The 14,765-nt window shown below is 67.6% G+C and carries 15 protein-coding genes; 8 read left to right on the top strand and 7 right to left on the bottom strand.

All coding sequences use genetic code 11. From position 1 onward, the window contains the following. Positions 1 to 1,212 (bottom strand): N-acetylmuramoyl-L-alanine amidase family protein, encoded by a 1,212-nt coding sequence (locus tag B2Y21_RS10660; protein ID WP_292059633.1) that lies wholly within the window; start codon positions 1,210 to 1,212, stop codon positions 1 to 3. A 455-nt stretch (positions 1,213 to 1,667) separates the two neighbouring features. On the opposite strand from B2Y21_RS10660, the gene B2Y21_RS10655 reads away from it, so the two are divergent. The 3 genes from B2Y21_RS10655 to B2Y21_RS10645 are packed head-to-tail and all read left to right on the top strand — an operon-like array spanning position 1,668 to position 6,674. Next, complete coding sequence (locus B2Y21_RS10655; protein ID WP_292059630.1) at positions 1,668 to 4,340, top strand: Rne/Rng family ribonuclease; 2,673 nt, start codon at positions 1,668 to 1,670, stop codon at positions 4,338 to 4,340. Positions 4,341 to 4,394: 54 nt separating this feature from the next. Continuing rightward, positions 4,395 to 5,816, top strand: a complete 1,422-nt coding sequence (locus B2Y21_RS10650) for a M48 family metalloprotease (protein ID WP_292059628.1) — start codon at positions 4,395 to 4,397, stop codon at positions 5,814 to 5,816. Between the two features lie 39 nt (positions 5,817 to 5,855). Further along, positions 5,856 to 6,674, top strand: coding sequence for a DsbA family protein (locus tag B2Y21_RS10645; protein ID WP_292059626.1), 819 nt, complete (start codon positions 5,856 to 5,858; stop codon positions 6,672 to 6,674). 25 nt (positions 6,675 to 6,699) lie between these two features. On the opposite strand, the gene B2Y21_RS10640 is transcribed toward B2Y21_RS10645, so the two are convergent. The 4 genes from B2Y21_RS10640 to B2Y21_RS10625 form a co-directional block, all read right to left on the bottom strand. Then, entirely contained in the window at positions 6,700 to 7,488 is a 789-nt protein-coding gene (locus B2Y21_RS10640) for a thiazole synthase (protein WP_003168099.1), read from the bottom strand. Positions 7,489 to 7,679: 191 nt separating this feature from the next. Next, a complete protein-coding gene (gene thiS, locus B2Y21_RS10635; protein WP_003165397.1) occupies positions 7,680 to 7,877 on the bottom strand; it encodes a sulfur carrier protein ThiS in 198 nt (65 codons plus the stop codon). Positions 7,878 to 7,997: 120 nt separating this feature from the next. Next, positions 7,998 to 8,453, bottom strand: a complete 456-nt coding sequence (locus B2Y21_RS10630) for a MarR family transcriptional regulator (protein WP_292059624.1) — start codon at positions 8,451 to 8,453, stop codon at positions 7,998 to 8,000. 15 nt (positions 8,454 to 8,468) lie between these two features. Next, on the bottom strand, positions 8,469 to 9,761 hold the full coding sequence (locus B2Y21_RS10625; RefSeq protein ID WP_292059622.1) for a S41 family peptidase: 1,293 nt from the start codon (positions 9,759 to 9,761) through the stop codon (positions 8,469 to 8,471). A gap of 259 nt (positions 9,762 to 10,020) precedes the next feature. On the opposite strand from B2Y21_RS10625, the gene aroQ reads away from it, so the two are divergent. The 4 genes from aroQ to aat are packed head-to-tail and all read left to right on the top strand — an operon-like array spanning position 10,021 to position 13,066. Beyond that, entirely contained in the window at positions 10,021 to 10,476 is a 456-nt protein-coding gene (aroQ, locus tag B2Y21_RS10620; protein WP_269297809.1) for a type II 3-dehydroquinate dehydratase, read from the top strand. 40 nt (positions 10,477 to 10,516) lie between these two features. Further along, positions 10,517 to 11,005, top strand: coding sequence for an acetyl-CoA carboxylase biotin carboxyl carrier protein (accB, locus tag B2Y21_RS10615; RefSeq protein ID WP_003165401.1), 489 nt, complete (start codon positions 10,517 to 10,519; stop codon positions 11,003 to 11,005). Between the two features lie 5 nt (positions 11,006 to 11,010). Further along, positions 11,011 to 12,363, top strand: a complete 1,353-nt coding sequence (accC, locus tag B2Y21_RS10610) for an acetyl-CoA carboxylase biotin carboxylase subunit (protein WP_125899796.1) — start codon at positions 11,011 to 11,013, stop codon at positions 12,361 to 12,363. Positions 12,364 to 12,370: 7 nt separating this feature from the next. Continuing rightward, a complete protein-coding gene (gene aat, locus B2Y21_RS10605) occupies positions 12,371 to 13,066 on the top strand; it encodes a leucyl/phenylalanyl-tRNA--protein transferase (protein ID WP_292059617.1) in 696 nt (231 codons plus the stop codon). Here the strand turns inward: aat and B2Y21_RS10600 are convergent. Further along, complete coding sequence (locus B2Y21_RS10600; protein WP_292059614.1) at positions 13,033 to 13,731, bottom strand: DUF2155 domain-containing protein; 699 nt, start codon at positions 13,729 to 13,731, stop codon at positions 13,033 to 13,035. The genes aat and B2Y21_RS10600 overlap by 34 nt on opposite strands. Next, on the bottom strand, positions 13,728 to 14,111 hold the full coding sequence (locus B2Y21_RS10595) for an NADH:ubiquinone oxidoreductase subunit NDUFA12 (RefSeq protein WP_292059612.1): 384 nt from the start codon (positions 14,109 to 14,111) through the stop codon (positions 13,728 to 13,730). The genes B2Y21_RS10600 and B2Y21_RS10595 overlap by 4 nt, the downstream gene beginning before the upstream one ends. A gap of 148 nt (positions 14,112 to 14,259) precedes the next feature. Between B2Y21_RS10595 and B2Y21_RS10590 the strand changes: the two genes are divergently transcribed. Continuing rightward, positions 14,260 to 14,751 (top strand): hypothetical protein, encoded by a 492-nt coding sequence (locus tag B2Y21_RS10590; RefSeq protein ID WP_292059610.1) that lies wholly within the window; start codon positions 14,260 to 14,262, stop codon positions 14,749 to 14,751. The last annotated feature ends 14 nt before the right edge of the window (positions 14,752 to 14,765 follow it).

Genomic DNA, 14,765 nt, shown 5'->3' with positions numbered 1-14,765 from the left:
TCAGCCCCCGGCGATGTCCCCGGCGACCATCACCGGGGCGGCCGGCTCGCGGAAATAGCGGTCGATGCCCTCAGCGACCGAGCGCATCAGGCGGCGGCGAGCGCGTTCGTCGCTCAGGACGCGCTCGTCCTCGGGGTTGGTGATGAAGCCCATCTCCAGCAGCACCGCCGGCACGTCCGGGGCCAGCAGGACGGCCAGACCCGCATCGCGATGGCTACGGCGCAACAGCGGATGGTTGTCTCCCTCGATATGGGTCAACAGCACCCGCGCAAACTGGGCCGAGCGGTTCTGGGTGGCGCGCTGGGTCATGTCCAGCAGGATGCGGTCGACCGAGGGGTCGCGGCCCGGAAGGCGCAGGTCGCGCTGCCAGTCGTCGCCCTTGGTGAACTCGCGCACGGCGCGACCGGCGCCCTGTTCGGACAGGGTGTAGACGCTGGCGCCGCGCAAGGCCGGGTCCGAACCGGCGTCGGCGTGCAGGGAGATGAACAGGTCCGCCCCCGCGTCACGCGCGATCTGCACCCGGCGGCCGTGCACCACATAGACGTCGCCGTCGCGGGTCAGGCGCACCCGATAGCGGCCGGTGCGCTCCAGCGCCGCCTTCAGTTCACGCGCGGCGGCCAGGGTGACGGCCTTTTCCTGGACATGCTGGCCCTGGGCGCCGGGATCGCGGCCGCCGTGGCCGGCGTCGATGACGATCAGGGGCTTTTCGGCGCGGGCCTGTTCGCGGCGCGGCGCGGCGACCGGAACCGCAGCGGCGGCGCCCGTGGCCTTCAGGTCGATGACGTAGCGATAGTGGTCCACGCCATCGCCGGGCGGCAGCAGGAAGCGGCGCTCGATCTCGGCGCCGCGCGCCAGGTCCAGTCGAACACGGGATGCGCCCGAGGCCGCGCTGACCTCATAGCCGCGCACCAGGCCAGAGCCGCTGCCTTCCAGCCCCCGCGCCGGATTGACGCCCGCCAGGGACAGGATGACCCGCCCGGCCGAACCGTCCTCGATCACCTGACCGCGCGTCGAGCGGCCCAGATCCAGCACCACGCGCGTCCGCTGGGCGTCGCCGCCGAACCGCAGGCGCACGATTTCGCCGTCCGGGCCAAAGGCCAGACCGCGCGTCGCCGTGAACGCGACAAGGCAGATGACGACGAACGCCAGGCCGGTCATCGACCATTCGCGCACGCCCCAACGGCTCAGATTGTCACGCCACCGACCCAACATCAGAGGGAATTCGCCCTGCAGTTTAGAAGTCAGGATGGGCCCAGGGTTTAAGGATTTCGTTAAGACCTCTTACCGGCGCGCGGTTCTTTTATTTTCCGCAACATCTGCCTATTATCGGTTCCGCATGCGAACGATCGCGCCGCCCGTCACTGTGTCGGGATCAGGCGCGCCCTCCTCGCGGCGCTGAACTTTTCACCAATTCCGAGGATCGCGCGGCCTGGCCGTCGATCCGAAGATACGGGTTCGGGATGCAGCCTTGATCGGCGCGTCCGGGCCCAGGACCGACAACCTTATGGGCCGACCCGCCTGCGCTCCCGAACGGCAAGACCATGCCGCTCTCGCTTTTAGCGAGGGGATGACGCGCGCCCTGGCCCCCATTTCCATTCGGCGAGCCGCCCCTATTCCCGCGACTGCGTTCGCGGCGCACGGCCTGGCGCGCCTGAGAGAGACCTTCAATGTCAAAAACCATGTTGATAGACGCGGCGCACGCGGAAGAAACGCGCGTCGCGATCGTGGACGGCCGCCAGGTTGAGGAATTCGATTTCGAATCCCGCGCCCGCCGTCAGCTTCGCGGGAACATCTATCTCGCCAAGGTCACTCGCGTAGAGCCCAGCCTGCAGGCGGCCTTCGTCGAGTACGGCGGCAACCGCCACGGCTTCCTGGCCTTCAACGAAATCCACCCGGATTACTATCAGATCCCCGTCGCCGACCGCGAAGCCATCATGGCCGAAGCGCACGACGACGCGGACGAAGACGATCTGGGCCGTGAATCCGACGACGCCGATTCCGACGGCAAGCTGGCCGACGAGGAACGCCTGAAGCGTCGCCTGATGCGCCGCTACAAGATCCAGGACGTCATCAAGCGCCGCCAGATCCTGCTGGTGCAGGTCGTCAAGGACGAGCGCGGCGCCAAGGGCGCGGCCCTGACCACCTGGCTGTCGCTGGCTGGCCGCTACTGCGTGCTGATGCCGAACACCGGCAAGGGCGGCGGCATCTCGCGCAAGATCACCAACACCTCGGACCGTCGCCGGCTGAAATCCGCCGCCGCCGCGCTGAAGGTGCCGCAGGGCATGGGCCTGATCATCCGCACGGCGGGCGCCAAGCGCACGCGGGCCGAGATCAAGCGCGACTATGAATATCTGCTGCGCCTGTGGGAGACGATCCGCGAACTGACCCTGCGCTCCAATGCGCCGGCGATGATCCACGAGGAAGAGAACCTGGTCCGTCGCGCCGTGCGCGACATGTACGACAAGGACTTCGACGGCATTCAGGTCGAGGGCGTCGAAGGCTTCAAGCAGGCCCGCGACTTCATGCGCGTGCTGATGCCGTCCCAGGCCAAGAAGATCCACCTCTATCAGGGCTCGCGCCCGCTGTTCGCGGCGAACGGCATCGAAGAGGTGCTGACCCAGATTCACCAGCCCGTCGTGCCGCTGAAGTCGGGCGGCTATCTGGTCATCAACCAGACCGAAGCCCTGGTCGCCATCGACGTGAACTCGGGACGCGCCACCAAGGAACGCAACGTCGAGGCCACGGCCACCAAGACCAACTTGGAAGCCGCTGTCGAGGCCGCCCGCCAGTTGCGCCTGCGCGACCTGGCCGGTCTGATCGTCATCGACTTCATCGACATGGACGAGGGCAAGAACAACCGCGCGGTTGAGAAGGTTCTCAAGGACGCCCTGGCCAAGGACCGTGCCCGCATCCAGATGGGCCGCATCTCGGGCTTCGGCCTGATGGAGATCAGCCGTCAGCGCCGCCGCCTGGGCGTGATCGAAGGCGCGACCGAGGTCTGCGAATGCTGCCAGGGCGCCGGGCGCGTCCGCTCGGCCGAATCGGCGGCCCTGACCACCCTGCGCGCCGTCGACATCGAGGCCGGCAAGAACGGCGCGGGCTCGGTGAACCTGCGCGTCTCGACGGTCGTGGCCCTCTACATCCTGAACCACAAGCGCGACTATCTGCAGTCCCTGCTGGAACAGCGCGGCGTGAACGTCGTCATCCAGATCGACGACAGCCTGGCCCAGGGCGAGCACTCGATCGAGCGCACCGAAACCAACGAAGACTTCATCGCGCCGGAAAGCCACATCGACCTGGCTGACCTCGACGACGGCTTCGACGACAGCGCCTATGAGGACGAGGAAGAAGACGCCGACGACGAGGACGACATCGACCACGACGAGGACGACGCCGATCTCGACCGCGAGGACGAGGACGACGATGAGGCCCGTGCGCGTCAGGAGCAGGACGACGACAGCCGCAGCGGCGGCCGCCGCCGTCGCCGTCGCGGCGGACGTCGTGATGAAGAAGCCGAAGCCGCCTCGTCCGACGAAGACGACGACGGCCGGGGCGGACGTCGCCGCCGGGGCCGCCGCGGCGGTCGCCGGATGCGCGAAGAAGGCGAACGCGACGTCTACGCCTGGGTGCGCGGCCGCACCCCGTCGCTGCAAGACCCCTACGTCTGGTTCGACCCGATCAACCCCGAAGCCGCCCGCCCCGAGCGCAAGCCCGAGCGCGTCCAGGAAGAGGCTGAGCATACCGACAGCCTCGACCAGGTCGCCGCATCGGAAGAGGGCCGCAACGGCCGTTCGCGCCGTCGTCGCGGTCGCGGCCGGGGTCGCGGCCAGGGCGAACTGACCCACGAAACCAAGGTCGAGGATCGCGCCGCCAATGAAGGCCTGCCGCCCGTCGGCTCGCCCGATACGCCCATCGCCGTTCTGATCGAGGGTGAAGCGACCGAAGCCGCTCCGTCGGTCGAGAGCGCTCCGGCCCCGGAGGCGGTCGAGGCGCCGAAGCGTCGCCGCGTTCGCCGCAAGGTGACGAGCGCCGCCGCCGAGGAAACGAACACGGCCGCCGTGGAACAGGTCGCCGCCCCGGTCGTCGCCGCGGCAGAGACCGAAGTCGAAGCCGCTCCGGTCCCTGTCGAACTGGATGTCACGCCCGCCGTGGCCGCCCGTATCGAACAGGCGATCGAAGAGGCCCTGGTCGAAGAGGTTGTAGCCGAGGAGGCCGTCGTCCTGGCCGAGCCGGTTCCGGCGCCGACGGCCGAGGTCGACATCGCGGCCATCATCGCCGACGATCCGAACCAGATCGGCGAAGCGCCCGCCAAGCCCAAGCGGGGCTGGTGGCGCCGTTGATCGGACACGATTAAGCTGGAAGCTGCGGGGGAGACTATCGCTCTGGAGATCGTCATGACCAGGACGCCCCCCGCCGCAACCCGCTTTCGGCGCTATCTGGCCGCCGGCGTCGGCGCCCTCGCGGTGCTGGCTTCATCCGCCGCGGCCCAGGCCCAGAGCCTGATCCGGGACACCGAGATCGAGGGCATCATCCATGAGTGGTCCGAGCCCGTACTCGACGCCATGGGCCTGGACCCGAACGAGGTCGAGATCCTGCTGGTCAACGACAACGACCTGAACGCCTTCGCCACGCGCGGGCGGATCATGGGGTTGAACACCGGCCTGATCCTGCGGACCAAGAACCCCAATCAGCTTCTGGGCGTGATCGCCCACGAGGCCGGGCACATCAAGAACCGCCACACCCTGCGCGACGGCGCCCAGAACGCCGGGATGCAGCCGATGATCATGACCATGGCGCTGGGCGCCCTGGCCGCGATCGCCGGCGCGCCGGACGCGGGCGCGGCGCTTCTGGCCTCCAGCCAGTATTTCGGCACCCTGGGCGCCCTGCGCTACATGCAAAGCCAGGAAGGCGAAGCCGACATCACCGGCGCCCGCGCCCTGGAACGCGCCGGGGAATCCGGGCGCGGCATGGTCGAGTTCTTCGAGAATTTCCGCGCCCAGGAGATCTTCTCGGATCAGCGCCGCTATCCCTATTTCCGCAGCCACCCTCTGTCGTCGCAGCGGATCGAGGCCCTGCGTCCAGCGGTCGAGGCGGCCTCCCACTATGACAAGCGCGACAGCGACGAGCGCATGGCGCAGCACACGCTCGTCGTGGCCAAGATCCGCGCCTTCATGGACGCGCCCAACGCCACCTTGCGCGACTATCCGTCCAGCGACGTCACCCTGCCCGCCCGCTACGCCCGCGCCATCGCCTGGTATCGCGACGGCCAGACGCAAAAGGCGCTGGACGCGGTCGACGTCCTGTTGGCCGAACAGCCCGAGAACCCCTACTTCTGGGAGCTGAAGGGCCAGATCCTGTTCGAGGAAGGCCGCCCGGCCGAGGCCCTGGGCGCGCATGAGAAATCTGTCGAGCTGAAGCCGGACGCCCCCCTGCTGCGCATCAACCTGGCCCACGCCCTGATCGAGACCAGCGACGCCTCCAAACTGACTGAAGCCGAGAACCAGTTGAAGCGCGCCCTGGCGCTGGAGCCGGACAACACCATGGGCTGGCGTCTGCTGTCCCAGGCCTACGCCAGCCAGAACAAGGAGGGCGAGGCCCGCCTGGCCTCGGCCGAATACTGGTTCGCCCTGCGTCGCCCGGATCAGGCCGCCCAGTTCGCCATGCGCGCCCGCGACATGCTGGACCGCAGCTCGATCGAATGGCGTCGCGCCACCGACATCGTCCTGGCCTCGGGCGCGACCGAAAAAGACATCACCGACGCCGAGCGCCGCAATGAACAGCGCAGCCGCTCCGGCGTCATTCCGCCCGGCGCCTGACGCCGAACCCGCCTTCCCTCTACGCCTGACGAGACCTTGATGACCGACGACGCTCCCCGATCTGGCCAGACGACCGACCAGCCCGCCGTGACGCCGCCCGCCACGACCAAGAGCCGGTTCGCCTTGTCGGGAACCGTGCTGGGCGGGGCCGCCGTGGCCATGTCGGCGGTCGCCCTGGTCCTGTCGGCCGCGCCCTATCTGAGCGGCGGTTTCGGCGGCAAGGTGCGCGACTATCTGATCAGCAACCCTCAGGTGCTGGACGAAGTCCTGGCCGCGCGCGAGACGATGGAATCCCAATCGCGCGTCCAGACCATCAACGCCGCCGCCGCCGCCAACCCAGCCCTGCTGGCCGTCGATGCGCGTGATCCGGCCTTCGGCCCGGCCAACGCCAAGGTGACGGTGATCGAATTCTTCGACTTCCGCTGCCCCGGCTGCAAGGCCGTGGCCCACGATTACCGCGCCCTGATGGCGGCTCACCCGGACGTGCGATTCGTCTTCAAGGACTGGCCGATTCTGGACCGGGGCGAGGACGTGTCCTCACAGTACGCCGCCCGCGCCGCCCTGGCCGCGCACCAGCAGGGCAAATACCTGGCCGTCTATGACGCCCTAATGGCGGAACGCGCGCTAGACCGCGCCTCGATCGACCGCATCCTGGCCGACAACGGCGTCGACATGGCCAAGGCCAACGCCGCCATCTCGGCCCCCGAGATGACGCTCCACGTCACCGACATTCATGCCGCCGCCGCTGCGCTCGGCCTGCAGGGCACGCCGACCTTCTTCATCAATGGCGTCGCCAGCCCTGGCATCGACCCGCGCGAGGTCAGCGCCCTGATCGAAGCGGCTAAGAAAAAGGGCTGACCTTCTGGTCAGCCCCTGAACCTTCTCAAATCAGCCCCGCCAACGGCGAGGACGGATCGGCGTAGAACCGCTTCTTCATCCGTCCCGCGAGGTAGGATTCACGCCCGGCGATGACCGCGTGCTTCATGGCGCTGGCCATCAGCAGAGGATCGCGCGCCTCGGCGATGGCGGTGTTCATCAGCACGCCGTCGCAGCCCAGTTCCATGGCGATGGCGGCGTCGGAAGCCGTGCCCACGCCCGCGTCGACCAGCACCGGCACCTTGGACTGCTCGACGATCAGGCGGATGTTGATCGGGTTCTGCACCCCCAGCCCGGAGCCGATCGGCGCGCCCAGCGGCATGATGGCCACGGCGCCCGCGTCCTCCAGCTTGCGCGCATAGACGGGGTCGTCGGTGCAATAGACCATGACCTCGAACCCTTCGGCGGTCAGCAGCTTCAGCGACCGCAGCGTCTCTTCCATATCAGGGAACAGGGTCTTGGGATCAGCCAGAACTTCAAGCTTCACCAGGGTCCAGCCGCCCGCCTCGCGCGCCAGACGCAGGGTCCGCACGGCGTCTTCGCCGGTGAAGCAACCCGCCGTATTGGGCAGATAGGTATATTTCTTCGGATCGATGAAATCCGTAAGCACCGGCTGGTTCGGATCGGTCAGGTTCACCCGGCGCACGGCCACGGTGACCATTTCGGCGCCCGAAGCCTCGGCCGCCGCCGCGTTCTGGGCGTAGTCGCGATACTTGCCGGTGCCCACGATCAGGCGCGAGTTGAAGGTGCGGCCGGCGACGGTCCAGCTGTCGGTGCGGGGAGCGGTGTCAGTCATGCTCCTGACCTAGCGCCGCCCGCCGCCGGGGGGAAGCGGCGTTGCGGGATTTGATGTGCTATCCCCCTCCCGCTCATCCCGGCGGACGCCGGGATCCAGTACTTTGGCGACAGGTTCGCCCTTCAAAGGTTGCGCGTGAGGTTCTCACTAGATCCCGGCGTCCGCCGGGATGAGCGGAGCATGGGGCGGCGTCAGCCCCCGCCCACGAACTGCACCAGTTCGATCTTGTCGCCCTCGGCCAGCGCCGTCTCGCCGTGCAGCGAGCGCGGCACGATCTCCAGATTGCGCTCGACCGCCACCTTCTTGGGATCCAGCGACAGTTCCTGAACCAGTCCCAGAATGGTCGTGGCGGCGGTGTCCCGCGCCTCGCCGTTGACTTCGATACGCATCACATCTTTCCGAACAGCATAAGCACCGATCGCAAGCGCGCCCTTCTTTCGAGCCCGCCGCTGACGCCGGAGCTATAGCGCGTTTGCGCACGACGAGCATCAATCAGCGCAGAACGCCTTTCAGACGACTATGCGATCGTTCAAGGAGCGGGCCTTAAGGGAGCGGATCGCGCGAGCTACTGCGTCGAACACCGGGCCGGCCTCCTCCTCCATTTCGGCATAGGCGCGTTCAAACTCGGGCGTCAGCCCGTCCAGCAAGGCCAATTGTTCGCGCGCCCTGTCGGTGATCTCGATCAGGTTGATGCGCAGGTCGTTCGGATCGGGACGGCGGCTGACCAGATCCAGGGCCAGAAGCTTGGGTATCTTCTGCTGAATCAACTGGTGCGAACGGTCCAGCGCCCGCACCAGATCGGCGACAGAGACCGGGCCAAGCGTCGCAATGGCGCCCAGCAAGGACGAGGACTTCACCGGGATGACAATGCCCGCGCGCTTGAACACCTCGGCCGACTGCTGCTCGATCAGTTCGCTGAGCTGCTCGCTTAGCCGGCCCAGAAAGGTGCGATCCAACTCGATCATTCGTCCAACGCTTCCTCAGTCCAGGCGACGATAGGTTTCCCGCTCGCCGGACTTCCACACTCGCTCCAAACCGCTCACACGGCCATTCTCGTGCACCAGACGGAAGCGGTAGTCATCCGTCCCCTGGACCGCAAACAGATCTTTCCCGATCGGCTCAAGAGCCAAAACGAAGCGATCCCGCCAATGATAGACCAGACCGTTGGCGGTGCGCGCCAGGGTTCGCCCCTCATAGGCTCCGACTGCGGCATCCAGCTCCGCCGCGCTCGCAGCTTGGCCGGTTAGCGCAGACTCAATCGGAACCAAGGCCCATTTGGCCTCTGCGTCGCCGGCATCAGCCCAGCTCTGCAGCAGGAACTTCTGCGCCGCCAACAGAGCCTCCGGAGCCGGAACCGCCAGGTCAGGGGTCACGCCGACGCCCTCGAAATCCTTACCGTCGATCGGATCCCGGATCAGGCCGAATGGCACCTGCAGCATGAAGCGATCATCAATCGGCACACGGGTGACCGGATGCGCGCCCCCAGAAGTCTGTTCGCCGATGACAGTCGCCCGGCCCAGACGTTGCAGCGAAAACGCCATCCATTCGGCCGCAGAGAAGGATGTCGAACCGGTCAGGACCACCGCGGGAATATCCCCCGACCGCCAGCCGGGCACGGCGGGCAGACTCCACTGGCTCCGCTCCACCTGCGCCCCCTTGTCATTGTAGTTGTAGTCGAAGAATTCCTGGTCCTTGCCCGCCGGATAGAGGTAGCTCATCAGGAACTGCGCCATCTCCAGGACGCCGCCGTTGTTGTAGCGCAGGTCGAAGATCAGCCCTTTGGCCCCGTCGGCGAAACGCATGGCCGCCGACGCCGTCTCCTGAGCGTATTGCGGGTCGGCGAAGAAATCGAACCTCACATAGGCCAGATCACCGTCCAGCCGCCGCGCCTCACGAAACCCGAAATTCGACGCACGCTCGCTGTCACGTTGGGCCTGAGTCGTCGTCTCGCCACTCACCTTAGCCCGACGGTCAGCCGCGACCTCGTCGGGATCGAAGGCCACCGAAAAGTGCAGATCCTCGCTCGCCTTGACTAGACCTTGAGCAAGGCTCGCGGCGAAGCGATCGGCTTCCATCGGCTCCGATTGAATCCGCCTGTCCAGCTCTGCGGATATGGCCGGAATCCGGTCGGGGAAAACATAGTTCTGCTGCAACGCCGTCTCGAGGCGAGCCACGACTTCGCGCTGCGCCTTATGATCCAGGGTCTGCGCTTCAACCGAAAGCGGAGCCAGGACAGCGACGCTCAGAAGCGAGAGGAAAGCTCGAGAAACCACTTCCAGACCTCACAATGAAATATATTGCGCAATGTGTTGTAATTAATCTCGCCGTCAACCTCTCATCACGGGTTCCTACACCAGCCCCGCGCGGGTTATTTCCCGCCGCTGCCCCCAACCAGCGCCCACCAACCGGCGCTGCGCCTGCCCCCACCCTCCCCCTACGTCACCCTTTTTCCCCGCCCGCTTTGCGCCGCGCGCCACCTGGGCTACAACGCGCGCTCGATTCCGCGCGGCGGCGCGCCTGTTTTGCGAGCGAATGCCCGAAACTCTCACCCTGTATGTCCTGAACGGGCCGAACCTGAACCTGCTGGGGGTTCGGGAGCCGGATATCTATGGCCGTGAGACGCTGGCCGACGTTCAGGCCATGTGCGAGGCGGCGGCCGAGGGCGCCCGCGTCGTCTTCCGTCAGTCAAACCATGAAGGCCAGCTGGTCGACTGGATCCAGGAGGCCCGCCTTGAGGCCGACGCCCTGGTCATCAATCCGGCCGCCTTCACCCACACCTCGGTGGCCCTGCTGGACGCGCTGAAGACGCTGAGCATCCCCGTGGTCGAGTGCCACCTGTCGAACCCCGCCGCGCGCGAGGCGTTTCGGCATCACTCCTATGTGTCCCTGGCCGCGACCGGCGTGATCGCCGGCTTCGGCCCCCGCAGCTATGAATTGGCCGTCCGGGCCGCTCTGGATCTGGCGCGCCGCGCCGGGGCCGAGGGCTGACCGCCGCGCGCCGTCTGAAGATCAAGTAGAAGAGACCCCCATGTCCGACGACAAGAACAAGAACATCGACGCCGACCTGGTCCGCAGCCTGGCCGACATCCTGAACGACACCGATCTGACCGAGATCGAAGTCGAGCGCGGCGACCTGAAGATCAAGGTCAAGCGCGAAGTCACCGTTGCCGCCGCGCCGATCCAGTACGCCGCCGCCCCGGCCCCGGTCGCCCACGCCGCACCGGCCGCCGCCGCGCCGCTCTCCATGCCGTCGGACCCGGCCACCATCGTCGCCCGCGCCGGCGAAGAGGTGAAGTCGCCGATGGTCGGCACCGCCTATCTGCAGCCCGCGCCGGGCGCCGATCCCTTCATCAAGGTCGGCGACAAGGTGAAGAAGGGTCAGACCCTGGTCATCGTCGAAGCCATGAAGACCATGAACCCGATCCAGTCGCCGCGCGACGGCGTGGTGGCTGAAATCCTGGTGGGCGACGCCCAGCCGGTCGAGTTCGGCGAAGCCCTGGTCGTGCTGGAAGCCTGAGCCCCATGTTCACCAAGGTTTTGATCGCCAATCGCGGCGAGATCGCGCTTCGCATCCACCGCGCGTGCAAGGAGATGGGCATCTCCACCGTCGCCGTGCACTCGGAAGCCGACCGCGGCGCCATGTGGGTGCGCCTGGCCGACGAGAGCGTCTGCATCGGCCCCGCGCCAGCGGCCAAGTCCTATCTGAACATCCCTTCGATCATCGCGGCGGCGGAAATCACCGGCGCCCAGGCCATCCACCCCGGCTACGGCTTCCTGTCGGAAAACGCCCGCTTCGCCGAGATCGTCGAGGCCCACGGCCTGGCCTTCATCGGTCCCAAGCCCGAACATATCCGGGTCATGGGCGACAAGATCACCGCCAAGCAGACGGTCAAGGACGCGGGCATTCCCGTCGTCCCCGGCTCTGACGGCGAAGTCGAGACGGTCGAACAGGCCATCGAAGCGTCCAAGACCATCGGCTTCCCCCTGATCGTCAAGGCGGCCGCTGGCGGCGGCGGGCGCGGCATGAAGGTGGCGATGACGGCCGACGACCTGGTCGAGGCCGTGCAGACGGCCCAGACCGAGGCCCTGGCCGCCTTCGGCAACGGCGCCGTCTACATGGAGCGCTACCTCCAGAAGCCGCGCCACATCGAGATCCAGGTCATCGCCGACAGCCACGGCAACGTCGTCCACCTGGGCGAACGCGACTGCTCGCTGCAACGCCGCCACCAGAAGGTGCTGGAAGAGGCCCCCTCGCCCGCCCTGTCGGCCGAAGGTCGCGCCAAGATCGGCGAGACGGTCAACAAGGCCATCGCCGCCATCGGCTACCTGGGCGCCGGGACCATCGAGTTCCTGTGGGAAGACGGCGAGTTCTTCTTCATCGAGATGAACACCCGCCTGCAGGTCGAACACCCGGTCACGGAGATGATCACGGGCGTCGATCTGGTGCGCGAACAGATCCGCATCGCCGCGGGTCTGCCGCTGTCGTTCACGCAGGATGACATCGAGTTCAAGGGCCACGCCATCGAGGTGCGGATCAACGCCGAGAACTCGGAGACCTTCACCCCGTCGCCGGGCACGATCACCGAGTTCCACGCGCCGGGCGGTCTGGGCGTGCGTCTGGATAGCGCCATCTACGCCGGCTATTCGATCCCGCCCTATTACGACAGCCTGATCGGCAAGCTGATCGTCCACGGCCGCGACCGCGAAGAGGCGCTGGCCCGTCTGAAGCGTTCGCTGGGCGAGACGGTCATCAGCGGCGTCGACACCACCATCCCCCTGTTCCAGAAGCTGTTGCAGGAGCCGGACATCCTGTCGGGCGACTACGACATCCACTGGCTGGAGAAGTGGGCGGCGGCGCGCAAGGCCAAGGCCTAAGCGCCCTTTGGACGAGCCGGGCTTCAGCGCGAGCGGCCCTTCCGACGTCTTCGGACCGGAAGCGCTGCTCGCCTGCTACGCGCGGGGGGTCTTCCCCATGGCCGAGGCGCACGATGATCCGCGCGTCTTCCTGGTCGAGCCGGACCAGCGGGGCGTCATACCGCTGGATCGCTTCCACATTCCGGCACGCCTGCGCCGGACCGTGCGGGGCGAGCCATTTCAAGTGCGGGTGAACACGGCATTCGCCGCCGTGCTGGACGCCTGCGCCGCGCCCGCGCCGGGGCGCGAAGACACCTGGATCAACGCTCCGATCCGCCGCCTCTACGTCGAACTGCATCAGCGCGGCTTCGCCCACAGCATCGAGTGCTGGCGCGACGAGACGCTGGTCGGCGGCCTTTACGGCGTGACGCTGGGCGGCGCCTTCTTCGGCGAGAGCATGTTCAGCCGGGCCACGGACGCCTCCAAGGTCGCCCTGGTCCATCTGGTCGGACGACTGAGAAAGGGCGGCTGGCGCCTGCTGGACGCGCAATTCCTGACCGAGCACCTCAGCCAGTTCGGCGCCGTGGAGACGCCGCAGGAAGCCTATCTGCGGATGCTGCCCTGGGCCTTGCAGGCGACGCCGGACGACGCCGCCCTCATGGCGCCGATGAGCGGCGCCGAAGCCGTGGCTTACGCCTTACAGCCGACCACCCAGGCGTCGTAGACCGGGTGTTGCAGCCCGCTGACGCTGGGCGACGAGGCGAACATCCAGCCCTTGAAGACCTGACGGGCCTCGGTCGGCGCCGCCAGGCCGCGCGGCTGAACGCCGACTTCCATATAGGCGATCGCGTCCTCGGTCATTTCATCCGAAGCGGAAACCTCGCAGGCGCGGGCCTTGAAAATCAGGGTCTTGCCGAAGCGCACAGGGCGACCGCCCACCTCGACCTCGAACCGCATGGTCTCGGCCGTCGTCTTGTCGACCGCCTGGATGACGGCGACGCGGCGGCGCTGGCGCACGCCCGGCGGCGTGGTCGGAGCGGCGGGCGCGGGCGCAGCCTCTTCCTCTTCGGCGGTCAGATCTTCCGGCACTTCTTCCTGAACGGCGACTTCCTGACCCTGGACAGCGACGGTCGGGACGCCCGGTTGCACGGGGGCGGGCGGCGGCGTCGGGTTCGTCGCCGGAGCCTGGCCGCCGTTGGCGGGCGGAGTCTGCGGCTGGGTCGGTTGCAGCGGCGTGCGGCCGGTGTCGCGCAGCAGGTCGCCGATCGGGTCGGCCGGGGCCGGCGTCGCGTCCTGCGGCAGGTCCATCAGGGCGCTGGCCACGCCGACGCCCGAGATCGCCAGTCCCGCGACGACCACCCCGGCCAGCAGGACATGGCGAAGGGTCATTCCGGGCTCCAGGCCTGATAGTCGCCGGTGGCGGCCGGGCGTTGGCCCAGGGCGGCCAGCGAGCCTTGCGGACGGCGCGCCATCGGCGTGCCCGTCAGGTTCGGCAGGTGATCCTTTTCCCACGCCTGGCGCGGCAGCGGGCGCTCGGCCGGGGTTTCGTCATAGGTGTAGCGCAGCCAGCCCTGCCATTCCGGCGGCACCTTGGTCGCCTCGGCGTAGCCGTCATAGATGACCCAGCGGCGCTTGCGGCCGTCATAGCTGACGGCGTCGCGGGATTCGTAATAGCGGTTGCCGAACTCGTCCGTGCCGACCAGTTGGCCGCGTTTGCCGACGGTGAACAGGGTGCCGATCGTGGCGCCATTCCACCAGGTNNCGATCATAGAAACCGCGACGCCCTACGTCCAGCATGGAGCGCAAGGGAAACGCCTCAACATCTTGTGGGCAACCCCCGCGCAAACCACAACATACATTGAACGCCCGTCAGGTCTGTCGGTAAGCTGGCTCAGACGACATGCGTGGAGACGTGGAATGCGCTTCAAGGCTCGCTTTGCTCCTCTCGCCGCGACGCTCGCTTTCGAGCCCCGCGAGATCGAGCGCGGCCGCGCCCTGACGCCGGTCTCGGCGCCCGCCGGGTGGACCGACGTCCGCGTCGAAGCCTGGCTGGACTGGGCTGAAAGCCAGGCGCCGTCATCCTCCCATGCCCTCGACGACGCCATCCAGGGCTGGGCCGCGCGACTCGCATCTGATGGGCGCGAAAACGGCGCCCTGGCCACAGCCGCCGAGGCCGAGCGATTCGCCGCTGAACTCGCAGCGTCCGTGTTGCTGGGCCTCGCTGCGCCCGCCCTGCCGACGACCAACGGCTTCCGGCCGCTGATCGACCTGTCCGAACCGGATGCGGCGCAGGCCCTGTCGGCCCAGGCCGCCGCATGGCGCGGGCGTCGCCTGTCCTCGCGCGCGACCGAAGCCCTGGCCAAGGCGCTGGGCCAGGTCGCCGACGGGATCGGAAGAGCACACGCGTGAACCCCAGTTCCGCC

The sequence above is a fragment of the Brevundimonas sp. UBA5936 genome (assembly GCA_002430835.1).
GTDB lineage: Bacteria > Pseudomonadota > Alphaproteobacteria > Caulobacterales > Caulobacteraceae > Brevundimonas.
Note: the sequence above shows the minus strand (reverse complement) of the source record. Positions and strands in the feature narration are given on the sequence as shown.

Excerpts from the sequence above, each read along its gene's own strand:
- B2Y21_RS10660 (WP_292059633.1), bottom strand. The coding sequence starts at position 1,212 with ATGTTGGGTCGGTGGCGTGACAATCTGAGCCGTTGGGGCGTGCGCGAA.
- B2Y21_RS10655 (WP_292059630.1), top strand. The coding sequence starts at position 1,668 with ATGTCAAAAACCATGTTGATAGACGCGGCGCACGCGGAAGAAACGCGC.
- B2Y21_RS10650 (WP_292059628.1), top strand. The coding sequence starts at position 4,395 with ATGACCAGGACGCCCCCCGCCGCAACCCGCTTTCGGCGCTATCTGGCC.
- B2Y21_RS10645 (WP_292059626.1), top strand. The coding sequence starts at position 5,856 with ATGACCGACGACGCTCCCCGATCTGGCCAGACGACCGACCAGCCCGCC.
- B2Y21_RS10640 (WP_003168099.1), bottom strand. The coding sequence starts at position 7,488 with ATGACTGACACCGCTCCCCGCACCGACAGCTGGACCGTCGCCGGCCGC.
- thiS (WP_003165397.1), bottom strand. The coding sequence starts at position 7,877 with ATGCGTATCGAAGTCAACGGCGAGGCGCGGGACACCGCCGCCACGACC.
- B2Y21_RS10630 (WP_292059624.1), bottom strand. The coding sequence starts at position 8,453 with ATGATCGAGTTGGATCGCACCTTTCTGGGCCGGCTAAGCGAGCAGCTC.
- aroQ (WP_269297809.1), top strand. The coding sequence starts at position 10,021 with ATGCCCGAAACTCTCACCCTGTATGTCCTGAACGGGCCGAACCTGAAC.
- accB (WP_003165401.1), top strand. The coding sequence starts at position 10,517 with ATGTCCGACGACAAGAACAAGAACATCGACGCCGACCTGGTCCGCAGC.
- accC (WP_125899796.1), top strand. The coding sequence starts at position 11,011 with ATGTTCACCAAGGTTTTGATCGCCAATCGCGGCGAGATCGCGCTTCGC.
- B2Y21_RS10600 (WP_292059614.1), bottom strand. The coding sequence starts at position 13,731 with ATGACCCTTCGCCATGTCCTGCTGGCCGGGGTGGTCGTCGCGGGACTG.
- B2Y21_RS10590 (WP_292059610.1), top strand. The coding sequence starts at position 14,260 with ATGCGCTTCAAGGCTCGCTTTGCTCCTCTCGCCGCGACGCTCGCTTTC.